This window comes from Rhizobium sp. ZK1, assembly GCF_047782645.1.
Classification (GTDB): Bacteria; Pseudomonadota; Alphaproteobacteria; order Rhizobiales; family Rhizobiaceae; genus Rhizobium.
Map to the genome: position 1 here is coordinate 3394583 of NZ_CP180586.1, position 16620 is coordinate 3411202.

12 protein-coding genes and 3 pseudogenes are annotated in these 16620 nt (G+C 60.7%); 5 read left to right on the plus strand and 10 right to left on the minus strand.

Annotated features, from left to right (window positions below):
• Nucleotides 1-40: 40 nt before the first annotated feature.
• Nucleotides 41-262 (minus strand): 50S ribosomal protein L31, encoded by a 222-nt coding sequence (gene rpmE / locus ACK9YZ_RS17345; RefSeq protein WP_007826526.1) that lies wholly within the window; start codon nt 260-262, stop codon nt 41-43.
• A gap of 193 nt (nt 263-455) precedes the next feature.
• Between rpmE and ACK9YZ_RS17350 the strand changes: the two genes are divergently transcribed.
• From ACK9YZ_RS17350 to ACK9YZ_RS17365, 4 genes and pseudogenes are all read left to right on the plus strand, one after another.
• Nucleotides 456-2258, plus strand: a complete 1803-nt coding sequence (locus tag ACK9YZ_RS17350) for an ABC transporter transmembrane domain-containing protein (protein ID WP_416064645.1) — start codon at nt 456-458, stop codon at nt 2256-2258.
• 136 nt (nt 2259-2394) lie between these two features.
• Entirely contained in the window at nt 2395-3384 is a 990-nt protein-coding gene (locus tag ACK9YZ_RS17355) for a Bug family tripartite tricarboxylate transporter substrate binding protein (protein ID WP_416064646.1), read from the plus strand.
• Nucleotides 3385-3555: 171 nt separating this feature from the next.
• Nucleotides 3556-3744 carry a YegP family protein gene (locus tag ACK9YZ_RS17360; RefSeq protein WP_192729246.1) on the plus strand — a complete coding sequence of 63 codons (189 nt, stop codon included), beginning with the start codon at nt 3556-3558 and terminating at the stop codon, nt 3742-3744.
• Between the two features lie 71 nt (nt 3745-3815).
• Nucleotides 3816-4341: pseudogene (locus tag ACK9YZ_RS17365) on the plus strand (RNA polymerase subunit sigma-70); the annotation flags it as partial.
• On the opposite strand, the gene ACK9YZ_RS17370 reads toward ACK9YZ_RS17365, so the two are convergent.
• The 3 genes from ACK9YZ_RS17370 to ACK9YZ_RS17380 all read right to left on the minus strand — a co-directional run bounded on the left by ACK9YZ_RS17370 (nt 4322) and on the right by ACK9YZ_RS17380 (nt 7366).
• Entirely contained in the window at nt 4322-5353 is a 1032-nt protein-coding gene (locus ACK9YZ_RS17370; RefSeq protein WP_183735211.1) for a peptidoglycan -binding protein, read from the minus strand. The pseudogene ACK9YZ_RS17365 and the gene ACK9YZ_RS17370 sit on opposite strands and share 20 nt — an antisense overlap.
• A gap of 2 nt (nt 5354-5355) precedes the next feature.
• The gene (locus tag ACK9YZ_RS17375; RefSeq protein ID WP_216755844.1) at nt 5356-6453 is read right to left on the minus strand and encodes a MotA/TolQ/ExbB proton channel family protein; all 1098 of its coding nucleotides are present in this window, start codon (nt 6451-6453) and stop codon (nt 5356-5358) included.
• Nucleotides 6454-6565: 112 nt separating this feature from the next.
• Entirely contained in the window at nt 6566-7366 is an 801-nt protein-coding gene (locus ACK9YZ_RS17380; RefSeq protein ID WP_216755845.1) for an inositol monophosphatase family protein, read from the minus strand.
• A 192-nt stretch (nt 7367-7558) separates the two neighbouring features.
• Here ACK9YZ_RS17380 and ACK9YZ_RS17385 point away from each other — a divergent pair.
• A pseudogene (locus ACK9YZ_RS17385) lies at nt 7559-7680 on the plus strand (SDR family oxidoreductase); the annotation flags it as partial.
• Nucleotides 7681-7740: 60 nt separating this feature from the next.
• On the opposite strand, the gene ACK9YZ_RS17390 reads toward ACK9YZ_RS17385, so the two are convergent.
• The 6 genes and pseudogenes from ACK9YZ_RS17390 to ACK9YZ_RS17415 form a co-directional block, all read right to left on the minus strand.
• Complete coding sequence (locus tag ACK9YZ_RS17390; RefSeq protein ID WP_416064647.1) at nt 7741-8838, minus strand: protein-glutamate methylesterase/protein-glutamine glutaminase; 1098 nt, start codon at nt 8836-8838, stop codon at nt 7741-7743.
• 9 nt (nt 8839-8847) lie between these two features.
• Nucleotides 8848-9702 (minus strand): CheR family methyltransferase, encoded by an 855-nt coding sequence (locus ACK9YZ_RS17395; RefSeq protein ID WP_416064648.1) that lies wholly within the window; start codon nt 9700-9702, stop codon nt 8848-8850.
• A gap of 33 nt (nt 9703-9735) precedes the next feature.
• A complete protein-coding gene (locus ACK9YZ_RS17400; protein WP_216755848.1) occupies nt 9736-10212 on the minus strand; it encodes a chemotaxis protein CheW in 477 nt (158 codons plus the stop codon).
• A 76-nt stretch (nt 10213-10288) separates the two neighbouring features.
• Nucleotides 10289-12109 (minus strand): methyl-accepting chemotaxis protein, encoded by a 1821-nt coding sequence (locus tag ACK9YZ_RS17405; RefSeq protein ID WP_416064649.1) that lies wholly within the window; start codon nt 12107-12109, stop codon nt 10289-10291.
• Between the two features lie 170 nt (nt 12110-12279).
• Nucleotides 12280-13677: pseudogene (locus ACK9YZ_RS17410) on the minus strand (methyl-accepting chemotaxis protein); the annotation flags it as partial.
• Between the two features lie 854 nt (nt 13678-14531).
• Entirely contained in the window at nt 14532-16469 is a 1938-nt protein-coding gene (locus ACK9YZ_RS17415; RefSeq protein ID WP_416064650.1) for a methyl-accepting chemotaxis protein, read from the minus strand.
• Nucleotides 16470-16620 lie beyond the last annotated feature (151 nt).

Consider the following 16620-nt stretch of genomic DNA (forward strand, 5'->3'; position numbering starts at 1 on the left):
ACGAAGCCGGGCTTTGAATAGTCCGCCAAGCGGAAGCGGATTAGAGGCCGAGGCCGCCGAAACGCTTGTTGAACTTCGAAACACGGCCGCCGCGGTCCATGAGCTGCTGGTTGCCGCCAGTCCAGGCCGGGTGCGACTTGGAGTCGATTTCGAGATTCATGACAGCGCCTTCCGAACCCCAGGTCGAGCGGGTTTCGTACTCGGTGCCATCGGTCATGACTACCTTGATAACGTGGTAGTCGGGATGGATGCCTTCCTTCATGACAATCTTCCTGCGATGCCGGGGTTCAATTTGCCGCAGACAGTTGCGGCGAAAGAACCGATTGAATAAATGAAGCCGCAGTCGTGAAGGCTACGGCTTCCCATTAGGATGCGGTGCCTATACATGAAGGGCGCCGGGATAACAAGGGCCAAGGAGCCGCAATACGCGGTCTTTGAAGGCGATCGGAGATGAATTGGCAGAGCAGGCAGAGCTTGGGGAAAAGAAGTCGCGTTCGCTGAAACCGCTCGGCAGGCTGACACCCTATGTGGTGCGCTATCGCGGTATGGTCGCGGGCGCGCTGATTTCGCTGGCGCTCGCCGCAATCACCTCGCTTGCCATCCCACTTGCCGTACGCCGCATGATCGATCACGGCTTTACTCAGGCCGACGGCACCTTCATCAACAGCTATTTCGCCATGTTGATGCTCATGGCCATGGTGCTCGCCGTCGCTAGCGCTCTTCGCTATTATTTCGTCATTAGCATCGGCGAACGCATCGTTGCGGATCTGCGCCGCGATGTCTTTTCGCATGTCACACGGCTTTCGCCTTCCTTCTTTGACGTCAACCAATCGGGCGAGATCGTCTCGCGGCTGACGGCCGATACGACACAGATCAAATCCGCCGTCGGCGCCACGGCTTCCGTTGCGTTGCGCAACCTCATTCTCTGCATCGGCGCGCTCGGCATGATGATCGTCACCTCGCCGAAGCTTTCGAGCCTCGTCATCGTTGCGATCCCGGTCATTGTCTTTCCGCTGGTCGCCGGCGGCCGCTCGGTGCGCAAGCGCTCCCGTGCTGCACAGGATACGCTGGCAGAGGCCTCCGCCTTCGCCAATGAGACGATCGCGGCAACCCGCACTGTACAGGCCTTTAACGCCGAGATCGCAGCCGCCGACCGTTACGGCTCGGCTGTCGAATCCGCCTATCAGGCCGCACGTTCCGCCGTATCCTCCCGAGCCCTGCTCACAGGCATTGCCATCACCCTGATCTTCGGCAGCGTGGTCGCCGTTCTCTGGTTTGGTGCCCATAGCGTTCTCGCCGGTACGCTCTCGGCCGGTACGCTCGGCCAATTCTTGCTCTATGCGGTCATCGCAGCCGGCTCGCTCGGCGCATTGTCGGAGGTCTGGGGCGAGCTTTCGCAAGCGGCAGGCGCGGCCGACCGCCTGACCGAGCTTCTGGACGAGGTTTCGCCGATTGCTGCCCCTGTAGATCCGCAACCGCTTCCCTCACCGGCACAGGGTCGGGTGGAATTCGACAGCGTGCATTTCGCCTATCCGTCCCGCCCCGGCAGATCGGCTCTGCATGGGCTGGATTTCAGAGTGCAGCCGGGGGAAACGGTCGCGATCGTCGGCGCCTCCGGTGCCGGCAAAAGCACCGTCTTTTCGCTCCTGCTGCGATTCTACGATCCGCAACAGGGCAGCGTAAGGATCGATGGGGTCGATGCCCGCCAAGCAGACCCGGATGCATTGCGCCAACGCATCGCCATCGTGCCGCAGGACGTCACCATCTTCGCAGCTTCGATCCACGACAACATCGCTTTCGGCGTTCAAGGTGCCACGCGTGAGCAGGTTCGCGCCGCCGCGATTGCGGCTCAAGCCGATGAATTCATCAACAGGCTGGAGAGGCATTACGACACCGAGGTTGGCGAACGCGGCGTCACTCTGTCCGGCGGCCAGCGCCAGCGCATCGCCATTGCCCGCGCGATCCTGAAGAACGCCCCCATCCTGCTTCTGGACGAAGCGACTTCGGCACTTGATGCCGAAAGCGAAACGCTGGTGCAGAAAGCCCTCGATGGCCTGATGCAGGGCCGCACCACCTTGGTGATCGCTCACCGCCTCGCCACCGTTTTGAAGGCCGACCGCATTCTCGTCATGGATCAGGGCCGCGTGGCGGAGGAAGGCACACATCAGAGCCTGATCCGCCAGGGCGGCATCTATGCGAAGCTCGCCCGCCTGCAATTCGATGCGGCCAATGAGGACGTCTTGGCCGCAGCCAAGTAGCCTGCTCCGCATCGCATCACGACTAAAGTCTGATCGGCACACCTCCCACGAGCGGTTGCCTTTGCCGCAGCCTGCCCTAACCTCCCTATGCCCGAGGGTGGGATTTTGCTGTTGAAATCTGTGGGAGGAGATTCGAATGGCGCTTTGTAGAATGACTCGTCGCATGAGCCTGGCGTTAGCCCTTGGCCTGCTTGCCGCCACTGCAGGCACGGCAGCATTGGCCCAGACCTTTCCGGATCGCTCGATCACCATGGTCGTGCCCTTTGCCGCCGGCGGCTCGACCGATGTCGTCGCCCGCATCGTCGCGCAGAAAATGTCCGACGATCTTGGGCAGCAGGTCATCGTGCAGAATGTCGCGGGTGCCGGCGGCAATCTCGGCGCCGGCAATGTCGCGCGCGCCGAGCCGGATGGCTATACGATCCTGATGGGTACCGTCGCCACGCACGCCCTCAATCCAATGATTCTGAAATCGACGCCCTACGATGCCGAGAAGGATTTCGCGCCGATCTCGCTGCTCGTGATCGTTCCGAACGTGCTGGTCGTCAATCCGGAACTGCCTGCAAAGAATGTGCAGGAACTGATCGCGCTCCTCAAAGCCGATCCGGGCAAATACAGCTACGCTTCATCCGGCAACGGCACGCCGCTGCACCTTTCCGGCGAACTTTTCAAAAGCATGGCCGGCGTCGACATGCAGCATATTCCCTATAAGGGAGCGGGACCGGCGCTGAACGACGTCATCGGCAACCAGGTGCCGATCATGTTTGACAATCTGCCCTCGTCGTCGAGCCACATCAAGGCCGGTACGCTGAGAGCTCTCGCTGTGACGACGGCCGAACGCGCGCCATCCTTCCCCGATGTTCCGACCATAGCGGAATCCGGCATATCAGGATACGAGACCTATACTTGGAATGCGCTCTTTGCACCTGCCAACACCCCACCCGATGTGGTCAGCCGCCTCAACGCCGCGGCCAACAAGGCATTGACCGATCCGGCTGTTGCCGAACGGATGAAGGAGTTCAGCGCAACGATCGTCGGATCCACGCCGGAAGAACTCGGTGCCCATGTGAAGGCCGAGCTCGCGAAATGGAAACCGGTCGTCGATGGCGCCCATATCCAGATGGAGTGACCGCAACGGGAGGGAACCGCATGCCGATTTCCCTCTTCTCCCGCGCCCGATCCAACCGGCGGCAATTGAACGCCCTGCAATTGAATTCTAATTAAGGTAGTGGAAAAGCTTACAATTCTGGGCTAGCCTTCAAAGGGCTGACGCACGATTTCAGCTTACCAGGAGGGATCCATGTACAGATTTGAAGTTTACAAGGATAAGGCCGGTGAATTCCGCTTCCGCTTCAAGGCGTCGAACGGAGAGACCATGTTCTCGTCCGAGGGCTACAAGGCGAAAGCATCCGCAATGAACGCCATTGAATCCATCAAGAAGAATTCGCCCGGCGCGGATGTGGTGGACCAGACAAAAGCGGAAGCCTGATCTGAAGCGGAGGCGACACCGTCGCCTCCAGCATCTTCCTGTCGGCGTATTTTCTCGCACCCATTTGCAGCGAAGCAAGAAGACACGCGCGACGCGACAGTGATGGCCTCTACGTGCCGCTAGAGGCCAGGACACCGGCCTCCGGAACGAGATCATGATGGCGGAAGCCGACGCGCTGCTGCTGCGAAGCCGGTACTTTCGACTGCTTCGGTCCGTTCCAGTGCCAGGCGGCGAACAAGTCCGTCCACGTCGCGCATCGCCGGACGGCAGCAACGGACTGGGAAGCTCTCGTCACGCTCTATCGGGCCCTGATTGCCATGAAACCGACGCTCGGCGCGAAGGTCAGCCACGCAGCTGTCATCGGCAGGGTCGAAGCGCGGCCTCGGCCCTCACTTTGCTGAACGGGCTGGAGCAACGTGCCATTGCCAGCTGCCGGCCCTATTGGGCAGTGCGCGCGCATCTGCTTTCCGAACTCGGTGAAGGTGATGCCGCGGCAGAAGCCTACGCTACGGGATCGCGATCGGCCTGAGTGACAATCCAGCCATCGGCACCTTCCTCACCGGCAGGCTTAAGGCCGTTATTTCTCGGTCAGCTTGAGTTCGATACGGCGGTTCGTGGCGCGCGCTTCCGGCGTATCGCCGGGCGCAATCGGCTGGAATTCGCCGAAGCCTGCCGCAACAAGCCGATCGGCAGGCACACCCTGCGCGATAAGGAACTTCACGACAGAGATCGCGCGGGCAGACGAGAGCTCCCAGTTATCCCGGTAGCGGCCCGTGCCTGAAAGCGCAACATTGTCCGTATGCCCGTCGACGCGCAGAACCCAGTTGATTTCGGGCGGAATTTCCTTGGCAAGGTCGAGCAAGGCGGCGGCGAGCTTTGCCATTTCCGTTTGGCCATCGGGATTGAGGTCCGCTCCCCCAGATGGGAACAGCACTTCCGACTGGAAGACGAAACGGTCGCCGACGACACGGATGTTTTCGCGATCGGACAGGATCTCGCGAAGACGGCCGAAAAAGTCCGACCGGTAGCGGTTGAGTTCCTGCACGCGCGCGGCCAGCGCCACATTCAGACGGCGGCCGAGATCGGCAATTTTTGTCTGTGAGGTCTGATCCTTTTCCTCGGAAGCCTGCAGCGCTGCCTCGACAGCAGCAATCTGGCTGCGCAGCGCTGCGATCTGCTGGTTGAGGAGTTCGACCTGGCTGAGGGCACGGTCGCTGACCTGCTTCTGCTCATCGAGCTGTTGCGTCAGCGTTCCGATCTGTCGCTTTGCCGCATCTTGGCCGCCGGAGCCGGCGCTCAACAGTGCCTGCAATCGCGTACGCTCGCCCTCAGCACTCGCAAGCGATGCCTGCAGATTGGCGACGGAATCCTGAAGATCCTGATTGCTGCCTTTCTCGAGCGCCAGCAACTGCGTGAGCTCATTGATCTGACCGTTCAGACGTGCCAGCACTTCATCACGGCCGCTGATTTCGCGGCTGAGAATAAACTGGCCGACGACGAAGACCGTAAGGATGAACATGATGGCGATGAGCAGCGTCGACAGAGCATCGACGAACCCCGGCCAGTAGTCCACCGCGCGTTGGTGGCGACGGTTGCGGGCAAGAGGCATGCTTACTTGCCCTCGCTCTTTTCGACATGACCGGCTCGCTCGCGCGCCCGCTCGCCGCCACGATCCTGCACGCCGATACGCTCGGCCAGCCGGTCGAGCGTCCGGCGCATCGCCTTTGCCTCGTCCTGCTGCACCTCGATCCAGTCGCGCAACATCTGCTGCTCGTTGCGCATGTTCTTGACGAGGCCCTGGATGCCTTCGGCAAGGCTCGCCATGGCTGCGACCGACCGCTGGCTGGCCGGGCCACCCTCTTCGGCAACCTTGCGCAGATATTCCGAAAGCGCCTTCATATCTTCCGACGAGCCGCCGGAGACTGCATCGAGCGTCGGCACCGGAATGTCCGAGCCGACATCGGTAACCGAGGAGAGCCAGTTTTCCAGCTCCATGTAGAAACGGTTCTGCGCGCGGCCGGCCTGCAGGTCGAGGAACCCGAGGATCAGCGAACCCGAAAGACCGAGCAGCGATGACGAAAAGGCCTGGCCCATGCCGGACAGCGGCGTCGCAAGCCCTTCCTTCAGCGTGGACAGCACGTCGCCCGTGCCGTTCGAGCCGGCATCGAGCGACTGGATGACCGAACTGATGGAGCCGATCGTGCCGATAAGGCCCCAGAAGGTGCCGAGCAGGCCGAGGAAAACGAGAAGCCCGATGAGGTAGCGGGAGACATCGCGTGATTCGTCGAGACGATTGGCGATCGAATCCAGAATGGAGCGCAGCGCGGTGGTCGACAATGCGACCCCGGACTTGCGGTTGCCGATCAGCGCCCGCATCGGCGCAAGCAGCCGCGGATTGCGGTTCACCTTGTCGGCGCTGCCCGCAGCGCGGAAGGAGTTGAACCAACGCACTTCCGGACGAAGCGACAGCACGTGATTGAAAACGAGAATGATTCCAACGGCAAGAACACCGAGGATGAGACCATTGAGGCCCGGATTATGCATGAAGGCGGTCTGTGTCTGCCGGAACAGGATAGCCGCTATGAAGCCCACGATGATGAGGAACAATAACATCGTCCAGAAGAACGACATGGGACTTGAGAGTTTGTAGGCGTAGCCACTCGTGGTCTTCTCGGTCGAGCCGAACTCGGCCACATTCACATTTTCCATAGGTTCCTCGGCCTCCGGACTAATTGCAGCCGGAGACTAGATCAACATTGCGCCGAATTGAAGTATGCCCGGTGGAAAAGCGGGACTTTGCAACAGGCTGTTTGCCCGCCCGTCACCGGGTCGGAACAGGCCGCTTGACGACTTCCGTCAGGGCTTTGTGAATGTGCTCGTTGCCGGCAATGATCGCGCCGGTTTCGAGGATCGACGTGCCGCCGTCCCAGTCGGTCGCAAAACCGCCCGCTTCGCGGATGAGCAGGATGCCGGCCGCCATGTCCCAGGGCGACAGCGCCGTTTCCCAGAAACCGTCAAAACGACCGGCCGCCACATAGGCAAGATCGAGCGAGACCGCACCCATGCGACGGATGCCGGCGACCTCACCCATGACGTGGCGCAGCTCGATCAGGAACTTGCCGTGATTTCCACGACCGAGATGCGGCACACCGCAGCCGATGACGCTGTCGGAGAGCACCCGGCGCGAGGCGACCCGCAGCCGGCGATCGTTCAAGAATGCACCACCGCCGCGCTCTGCGGTGTAAAGCTCGTCCGTCGCCGGGTTGAAGATGACACCTGCCACGATCTCATTGTTGCGCTCGAGTGCGATGGAGACGGCGAAGGCTGGAATGCCGTGCAGGAAGTTGGTCGTGCCATCGAGCGGATCGACGATCCAGCGATGCGCGCCATCAGTACCCTTGATCTCTTCGCTTTCCTCGCCGAGGAAGCCGTAGGTCGGGCGAGCCTTGAGAAGCTCTTCCTTGACGATCTTCTCGGCCTTGCGGTCCGCATTCGAGACGAAGTCGCCCGGTCCCTTCACCGATACCTGAAGGTTCTGCACTTCACCGAAATCACGCCCCAGCGACTTGCCTGCCTTGATGGCAGCCTGAACCATGACATTGAGAAGAGCTGAACGGGCCATGTGGGCATTTTCCTTGGATAATACGGGACGTGCTGTCAGGGGCGGGGTATGTCCCTGAACGCCGGAAGCGACAGCGCTGCATAGATTGGCGGCCTCAAGACCACAAAATCGCGGAAATTTCAAGGGGATTGCCGCATGGCAGGGTTGCAGCACCCGCGAACAGCCCGAAATAATTCGGACAGATTAGTCTGAATAGCACTCGGCCGCATGGGCGAGGACAAGGAAATCGCGAGCTTCGCAGCTATCTCGCGAGCCCTGAAGCATCCTTCATCACCGGCGCCAGCCTGACGATCGACGGCGGTTATCTGGCCTGACGCAGACAAGCGAACGGCGGCGCAGATGCGCCCGTCGTTCCATTGCCCAATGCCCAAAATTCAGGACTTCTGCTGTGTAATTAGCACTTCGCGAGCGATCTGGTCGAGCGGCAGGATACGGTCGACACCGCCCTTGGCGATCGCTTCCTTCGGCATGCCGAAGACAACCGATGTCGCCTCGTCCTGCGCGACGGTATAGGCGCCGGCCTGATGCATTTCCAGCATGCCGCGCGCGCCGTCATCTCCCATTCCCGTCATGATGATGCCCATCGCGTTCGAGCCGGCCGAACGGGCGGCGGAACGGAAGAGCACATCGACAGACGGGCGGTGGCGGGAAACCAGTGGTCCGGACTTGACGGACACATAATAGCGTGCGCCCTGACGCTCCAGCAGCATATGCTTGTCGCCGGGCGCAATCAGCACGTGACCGCGCAACACCGGATCGCCGTCGGCTGCTTCCTTGACCTCGACTTCGCAAAGACCGTTGAGGCGCTTGGCGAAAGCCGCAGTGAATTTTTCCGGCATGTGCTGGACGATCACCATGCCCGGCGCATTGGCCGGCAGCGCCTCCAGAAATTCGCGCAGGGCTTCCGTTCCGCCCGTCGAAGCGCCGACGCAGACGACCATTTCCGTCGTCTTCGCCATGGCCCGGCCAGTTGGTGGCGGCAGCATCGCATCGGCCGTCAGCTTCTTGGCCGGCCCTTCCGCCGAAGCCGGACGGACGCGGCCTGCAGCGCGGCGCACATTCGCAAGCCGTGCATGCGAAGCGCTCTTGACCACTTCACGGATACGCATCGCATCATCGGCCAGACTGTCGGCCGCACCGATCTTCGATTTCAGGATGACATCGACAGCTCCGGCCTCCAGCGCCTGCAGCAGCGTTTCCGAACCTGCTTCCGTCAGCGACGAACACATGACGACCGGGATAGGCCGCTGTGACATGAGCTTGCGCAGGAAGGTGATGCCATCCATGCGCGGCATCTCGACATCGAGCGTGATGACATCGGGGATCTCTTCCTGGATCTTGCGCGCCGCCATGAACGGGTCGGAGGCGACGCCCATGACTTCGATCTCCGGGTCGTCTTCCAGAACCCGTGTCAGCGTCTGCCGGACACTGGCGGAATCATCGATGACGAGGACACGGATTTTTTTGGCCATAGGACCCTCTCAGATGCGCTGGAACACCGTATTCGAAACCTGCTTCAAGGGAAGGTCGAAGCCGGTAATCGATTCCGAGTGTCCGATAAACATGTAACCGCCCTTCGCGAGACAATCGCAGAGACGAGTGAGAACACCTGCCTGCGTCTGCTTGTCGAAGTAGATCAGCACGTTGCGGCAAAAGATCAGGTGCATCGCATCGCCGACAGGATATTTCTCGTCCATCAGGTTCATGCGGGCGAAGCCGACGCGGCTGCGCAGCTTCGGTGAGATGCGAACGTCGCGTCGGCCCTGCTGCTTGGCCACCATGACATATTTCTTCTGCAGGTCGCGCGGCACCGGCGCGACTAGGTCTTCCGCATAGATGCCCCGGCGCGCGGTCTGCAGCACGTCGGTCGAGAGGTCGGTTGCCAGCACACTGTAGGAGAGATCGCTGCGGCCCTCGACGAATTCGGCCAGTACCATTGCCATGGTGTATGGCTCCGCGCCGGTCGAGCACGCCGAACTCCATGTACGAATGGTCCGCACGCCGCTATCGGCGAGCGTTGGAAGCGCGACCGTCTGCATATATTCGAAATGCTTGGCTTCCCGGAAGAAATCGGTCTTGTTGGTCGTCACGACGTCGATCAGGTAGACGCTCTCCTGATCGAGACCGCCGTCGTTGAACAGGAAATCGCAATAGTCGTCGAAGCTCGTATGGCGCGTGGCGCGCAGACGCCGGCGCAGCCGGCCCTCCAGCATCGTCAGTTTCGTCGGCGGCATCTTGATGCCGCTATAGTCATAGATGAACCGTGCCAGCTTGTCGAAGTTACGCTTGCTGATCCTGTCACCCGGCAATTGGGTTTCTACCGCTGCCATACTCATAAAACGCGACGCTCCGGGTAGGTGTAGAGGGCCTTAGGCGGCCGATTGCAGGACAGAGGCATCCTCGCGCGACAGAAGCCGGGCAAGGTCGACGATAACGACGAAGCCGTTCTCGCGACGCACGACACCGGCAATGTAATCCGACCGCCAGCGTACGCCGATATCGGGTGCGGACTCGATCTGATCGCGACGGAACGGCGTCACTTCGAAAACGCGATCGGCGACCAGGCCGAGCGTCAGAAGGCGGCTTTCCATGGGAACGTCGAGGACCAGCACACGCGTATGCGGCGTCGGCACGGTCTTCGACATGCCGAGCTTCAGGCGCAGGTCGATGGTCGGAACACCCTGGCCACGCACGTCGCGCAGGCCGAGCAGATAGTCGGGGCCATTCGGAATCTTGAAGGCTTCCGCATAGTCGAGGATTTCGCGCACCACCTCCACCGGAACGGCGAAGATCTCCTCGCCGAGGCTGAAGGTCACGAATTGGGCTTCCAGAGATGTTGTTGCCATGATCAACCGCTTTCCTTGGATTCGGGCGCCCCCATTATCGGAGACGCCTGTTAACATATTGAAAGGACCCGGATGCTCAGGCACTTTCCTTGAACTCTGCATCCCCGTCGTCGGGGCCGCCCATGGAGAGGTCGAGGGCAAAGCCCTTGGCGCGTGCCTGCTGGGCAGCAACCGTATTGGCAGCCGCGGTCTTCTTGCTGACCGGCTTGCGACCTCCGGTCGGAAGCGGCGTGCGCACCGTGACCTTGGCGGCCGGAGCGCGGGAGAGGCGGTTGCCGGCCATATCCACCTTGAAGAAGGCGATCGAGGCCTGCAGTTCCTCAGCCTGGGTTGCCAGCTCTTCGGAGGTCGCCGACATCTCTTCGGAAGCGCCGGCATTCTGCTGCGTCACCTTGTCGAGCTGCTGGATCGCTTCGTTGATCTGGGCAGCACCGATATCCTGCTCGCGGCAGGCAGCACTGATCTCGGAGACCAGTTCGGCAGTCTTGCGGATGTCAGGAACCAGCCGACCCAGCATGTCGCCGGCTTCCTGCGCAGCCTTGACCGTATCGCCGGACATTGCACTGATTTCAGCGGCTGCCGACTGGCTGCGTTCCGCAAGCTTGCGCACCTCCGAGGCGACGACCGCAAAACCCTTGCCATGTTCGCCGGCACGAGCCGCCTCGACCGCTGCGTTCAGGGCGAGCAGGTCGGTCTGGCGGGCGATTTCCTGAACGATGCCGATCTTTTCGGCGATCGTGCGCATCGCAGCCACCGCGCGGTTGACGGCATCGCCGGAATTCTCCGCATCCTTGGCGGACTGGCGGGCGATCTTTTCGGTCTGGGCGGCATTGTCGGCATTCTGCTTGATGTTTGAAGCCATCTCTTCCATCGAAGCGGAGGCCTCTTCAGCCGAAGCCGCCTGTTCGGTCGCGCCCTGCGAAACCTGCTCGGAGCTGGCCGAGAGTTCCTGGCTGCCGGACGAGACGTTTTCCGCAGCCGCGATTGCGTCAGCGACCACACCACGCAGGCGCTCCACCATCTGCTCCAGAGCGATACCAAGCGTATCCTTTTCCGAAAGCGGCTTAGGAGAAACAGTCAGGTCGCCGTTCGAGATCTGGTTGGCAATCTGTGCCGTGTTACGCAGGTTGCCGGTCATCCTCGTCATGGAATTGACAAGATCGCGGATCTCGTCATTGCTCTTGTGCTCGATGTCCTGTTCGAGATCGCCGATGCTGACGGCATCCGCAAGTTGAACCGCACGCTTGAGGCCCCGGGAGATATTGAGCAGGATCCAGATGGCCGCAGCGGAGGATACGATAATCAGACCGATCGTCATCATAACCAGCAGGTTGCGCGACTGCGCATACTGGTCGTTGGTAGCGGCGTCGGTTTCGGCGACATTGCCGGTCACGGTGTCGTTCAACTTGGTGAGAATGCCGAGAAGCTGGGTCGTTACTACCTGGCCCTCGCCCATCGAAATGACGCCGGCCTGGGTGTTGGATTCGCTGGTGTTTTGCGTGGCAAGGTCGGCAACACGATCCTGCAGCGCAGTCCACTTGCCGTAGAGATCGCCGAACTGAGCCATGCCATTCCTGATGTCAGGGTCTTCCGAAGTGGCAAGGCGAGCCTGGAGCGTCTTGATCTGCTCGCGCTGTTGCGAGATCTCATCGACATAGCCGGCGATCTTTGTCGCATCGGTATTGATGATCGCATCCTTTTCGGCGCGGATGGAGCGCATCACGGCATCGGAGAGATCGCCGGAATCGCGCAGATTGGCGACCGGACCGGCAACCATGACCGAGATGTCGCTGTTCAGCGACGAGAGATTGTAGATCGAAAGACCGGCCATGGCGCAGGTCAGGAGAACGATGAAACCGAACACCAGGCCCAGTTTGAGTTTGATCGTGAAGCGCATTCCAAGACCCCTTTAGGACTACAGCGGATATCCCGCGAAATGACACATTGTGCCGCCGTACAAACGCTTCATGCGTTGCCGGCCGAGCCGGTGTGCCCCGGCGCGTCCATGCGCCGGCCATAACGGGGCCGCTTTTGCCGCGGCCCCAAAGCCTACCCGCCAGGAAGCGCCTATGCGCTTTCCCGGAAATCTTCGTCCGCCGTATCCGGCCCGCCCATTGACATATCCAGGGCGAACCCCTTGGCACGGGCTTGCTGAGCAGCAACGCCGTTGGCGAGAGCCGCTTTGCCGGCCGGTTTGCGCGCTGCGGCCGGAACCGGACTGCGCGTGGTTACCTTGGCGGCCGGAGTACGTCCCTGGCGGCCACTTGTCGCCATTGCCTTGCCACCCGCTGTATCGACCTTGAAGAAGGCAATTGATGTCTGCAGTTCCTCGGCCTGGGCGGCGAGTTCTTCTGACGTCGCAGACATCTGCTCGGAAGCGCCGGCATTCTGCTGGGTGACCTTGTCGAGCTGCTGGATCGCCTCGTTGATCTGCGACGCGCCGACATCCTGCTCGCGGCATGCGGAGCTGATCTCCGCCACGAGTTCCGCCGTCTTTCTGATGTCAGGCACCAGGCGGCCGAGCATGTCTCCGGCTTCCTGGGCAGCTGCGACGGTATCGCTCGACATGGCGCTGATTTCCGCTGCCGCCGACTGGCTGCGCTCGGCAAGCTTGCGCACTTCCGAAGCGACGACCGCAAAACCCTTGCCATGCTCGCCGGCACGGGCAGCCTCCACTGCTGCGTTGAGTGCGAGCAGGTCGGTCTGGCGGGCGATTTCCTGAACGATGCTGATCTTCTGGGCGATCGTACGCATGGCCTCGACCGCACGGGAAACGGCGTTTCCGCTCATCTCCGCATCCTTGGCCGACTGGCGGGCGATCTTTTCCGTCTGGGCGGCGTTATCGGCGTTCTGCTTGATGTTGGCAGCCATCTCTTCCATCGAGGAGGAGGCTTCCTCGGCCGCCGAAGCCTGCTCGGTGGCACCCTGCGATACCTGCTCCGAGCTCGCCGAAAGCTCCTGGCTGCCGGCCGAAACATTCTCCGCTGCCGCAATTGCGTCCGCGACGACATCGCGCAAACGCTCCACCATCTGTTCGAGCGCGGTCCCGAGTGTGTCCTTGGCCGAGAGCGCCTTCGGAGAAACCGTCAGGTCGCCGGCGGCAATCTGCGTGGCAATGTCGGCGGTGGCACGAAGATTGGTGACCATGCTTTGCATGGCGATGCCGAGCGTATCCTTGACCGAAAGCGGCTTCACCTCGACCGAGAGGTCGCCTTCTGCGATCTGGTTGGCAACATCGGCGGTAGAGCGCAGGTTATTCACCATGCCGAGCATGGCAATGCCGAGCGTATCCTTGTCGGAGAGTGGCTTCGGTGTAACGCTGAGGTCACCGTTCGAAATCTCGTTTGCGATGCCAGCGGTATTGCGCAGATTGTCCGTCATGACGTTGATCGTGTTCACCAGATCCTTGATCTCGTCATTGCTCCTGATCTCGACCTTCTGGTTCAGATCGCCGATGGCGACGGCGCTGGCGACGTTCATGATCTTGCGCAGGCCGCTGTTGATGCCAAGCGCGATCCACAGCGCGGCGGCAAAAGCGATGACGGAAGCGCCGATGGCAATGCCGATCAGCAGGTTTCTGGTATTGCCGTAGAGGATTTCCGTATCGTCGTCGGCTTGGGTCATCGACTTCTGCTGAAGCGCGACAAGTGTTGTAAAGACGTCTTCCAGTTCCGTGACGATGGCCCGAACTTCTCCACCGGAATAAGCCGTGGCCGCTGCCCTGTCGCCGCTTTCCTGGATGGAGGCGACTTTATTGGAACCTTCCACGAAACGTTTGCTGAGCTCCACCAGCCTGTCCCATGTCGGCCTGCCGTCTGCAGTTGCGAGCTGTTGGCCGCCTGTCGCGAATGTCAGCAATTCATCCATGCTCTTCGCCGAATTCTCGTAATTCCTATTGGCCGCCTCGGGATCCATTTCCAAAAGGGCGTTCTTCTGCCACCTGATGGCATCGAGCTCGGCAGCTTTTGCTTCCAGAGCCAATTCCAGTCTTTTTGATGGACCTGCGATCAGCTCGCCGACGGCGGCATTCAGCGAGCTGAGACTGATAATTCCATAAACCGCGCTGCCTACCAGCAACAGTATGACGAAGCCGAACGCGGCCGCGAGCTTGAGCTTGATCGTGATACGCATCGCAATACCCCTATTTGAAAGCGACGTAATAAACGTGGACCGATGGTTCCTGTTGCTGCGTCATGCAGCAAGACATTCCGGTAGGCAAAACAGGTCGCACAAAGGTCTTGCGGCCTTGCATCCGGCGTTCCTGGTCGCCGGAAGCTTGTGTCAGAGGCCGCATGTGCAGCCCTGACCGGACAAAGCGCTCAGGCGCTTTCCTTGAACTCCGCATCCCCGTCGTCGGGGCCACCCATCGACATATCCAGGGCAAAGCCCTTGGCGCGTGCCTGCTGGGCAGCAACCGTATTGGCAGCCGCGGTCTTCTTGCTGACCGGCTTTCGACCTCCGGTCGGAAGCGGTGTGCGCACCGTGACCTTGGCAGCAGGAGCGCGGGACAGGCGGTTGCCGGCCATATCCACCTTGAAGAAGGCGATCGAGGCCTGCAGTTCCTCAGCCTGGGTTGCCAGCTCTTCGGAGGTCGCCGACATCTCTTCGGAAGCGCCGGCATTCTGCTGCGTCACCTTGTCGAGCTGCTGGATCGCTTCGTTGATCTGGGCAGCACCGATATCCTGCTCGCGGCAGGCAGCACTGATCTCGGAGACCAGTTCGGCAGTCTTGCGGATGTCAGGAACCAGGCGGCCGAGCATGTCGCCGGCTTCCTGGGCTGCCTTCACCGTATCGCCCGACATCGCCGAGATTTCGGCGGCTGCCGACTGGCTGCGTTCCGCAAGCTTGCGCACTTCCGAGGCGACGACCGCAAAACCCTTGCCGTGTTCGCCGGCACGCGCGGCTTCGACGGCCGCGTTCAGGGCGAGCAGGTCGGTCTGGCGGGCGATTTCCTGAACGATGCCGATCTTTTCGGCGATCGTGCGCATCGCAGCCACCGCGCGGTTGACGGCATCGCCGGAATTCTCCGCATCCTTGGCAGACTGGCGGGCGATCTTTTCGGTCTGGGCGGCATTGTCGGCATTCTGCTTGATGTTTGAAGCCATCTCTTCCATCGAAGCGGAGGCCTCTTCAGCCGAAGCCGCCTGTTCGGTCGCGCCCTGCGAAACCTGCTCGGAGCTGGCCGAGAGTTCCTGGCTGCCGGACGAGACGTTTTCCGCAGCCGCGATTGCGTCAGCGACCACACCACGCAGGCGCTCCACCATCTGCTCCAGAGCGATACCAAGCGTATCCTTTTCCGAAAGCGGCTTAGGAGAAACAGTCAGGTCGCCGTTCGAGATGAGGTCTGCCACCTTGGCCGTTGTGCGTAGGTTTGACACCATGCTCTGCATGGCGATGCCGAGCACATCCTTGTCCGACAGCGGTTTTGCGTCGACCGAGAGATCCCCCATGGCGATCTTGTCGGCAAGCGCTGCAGTGCTGCGCAGGTTGGCGGTCATGACATTGACCGTGTCGATCAGATCCTTGATCTCATCATTGGTCTTGATCTCGACCTTCTGTTCGAGATCGCCCTTCGACACGGCCTCCGCAATAAAGGCAACCTTCTTCAGACCGCGGTTGATGCCGAATGCGATCCAGACCGCGATGGCCGTCGAGAAGACGAACAGCACTACTGCCATACCGATCAAGGCACTGCTGGAATTGTCGTACTGGACATTCGTCGCTTCGTCCGTAGCGTGCAGATCCTCAACGATGTGATTGTTGAGTTCACCCAGGATCTTCAGAAGATCGTCCGTGACCTTTGCGCCATCGCCCATAGAGATCTGGGCGGCATGCGCATTGCTTTCAGTCGTGTTCTGGGTTGCCAGATCGAGGATCTGGTCCTGCATCCGTGTCCAATTCGGATAGACCGAACGGAATTCTGCGAGCTTGCTGATGATTGCGGGGTTGGTCTCCTTGTCGAGTTCGGCCAGCCGATCGTCAATGGACTTCCGTTCCTGCGCGACCGTGTCCCGATATCCGGTAATGGCAGCCGGATCCGTGTTCATGACGGCATTCTTCTCGGCGCGGATCGATCCGGCGACCGCATCGGAAAGCCCGCCCGAAGCCAGAAGATTCTTGGCAGGACCAGCAACGATATCGGTGATGGCAGCATTGAGTGAATAAAGATTGGTAATGGCAAGACCTGCCATTCCAAGCGCCAATAATATTACGAGACCAAAAGCAATACCTAGCTTCATTTTAATGGTGAAACGCATCTCTATCCCCTGGAAGCGGAAAATACTGTCTCGCAAGGCGGCCCAGGAACGGATCGCCAGTGAAGAAACCAAAGAAGAGCCAAAAAAGGGGGACAGCGAGTAATTCACTTCCCAGCAGTCGGACATCTAGTGATCACGACGCTAACGCATA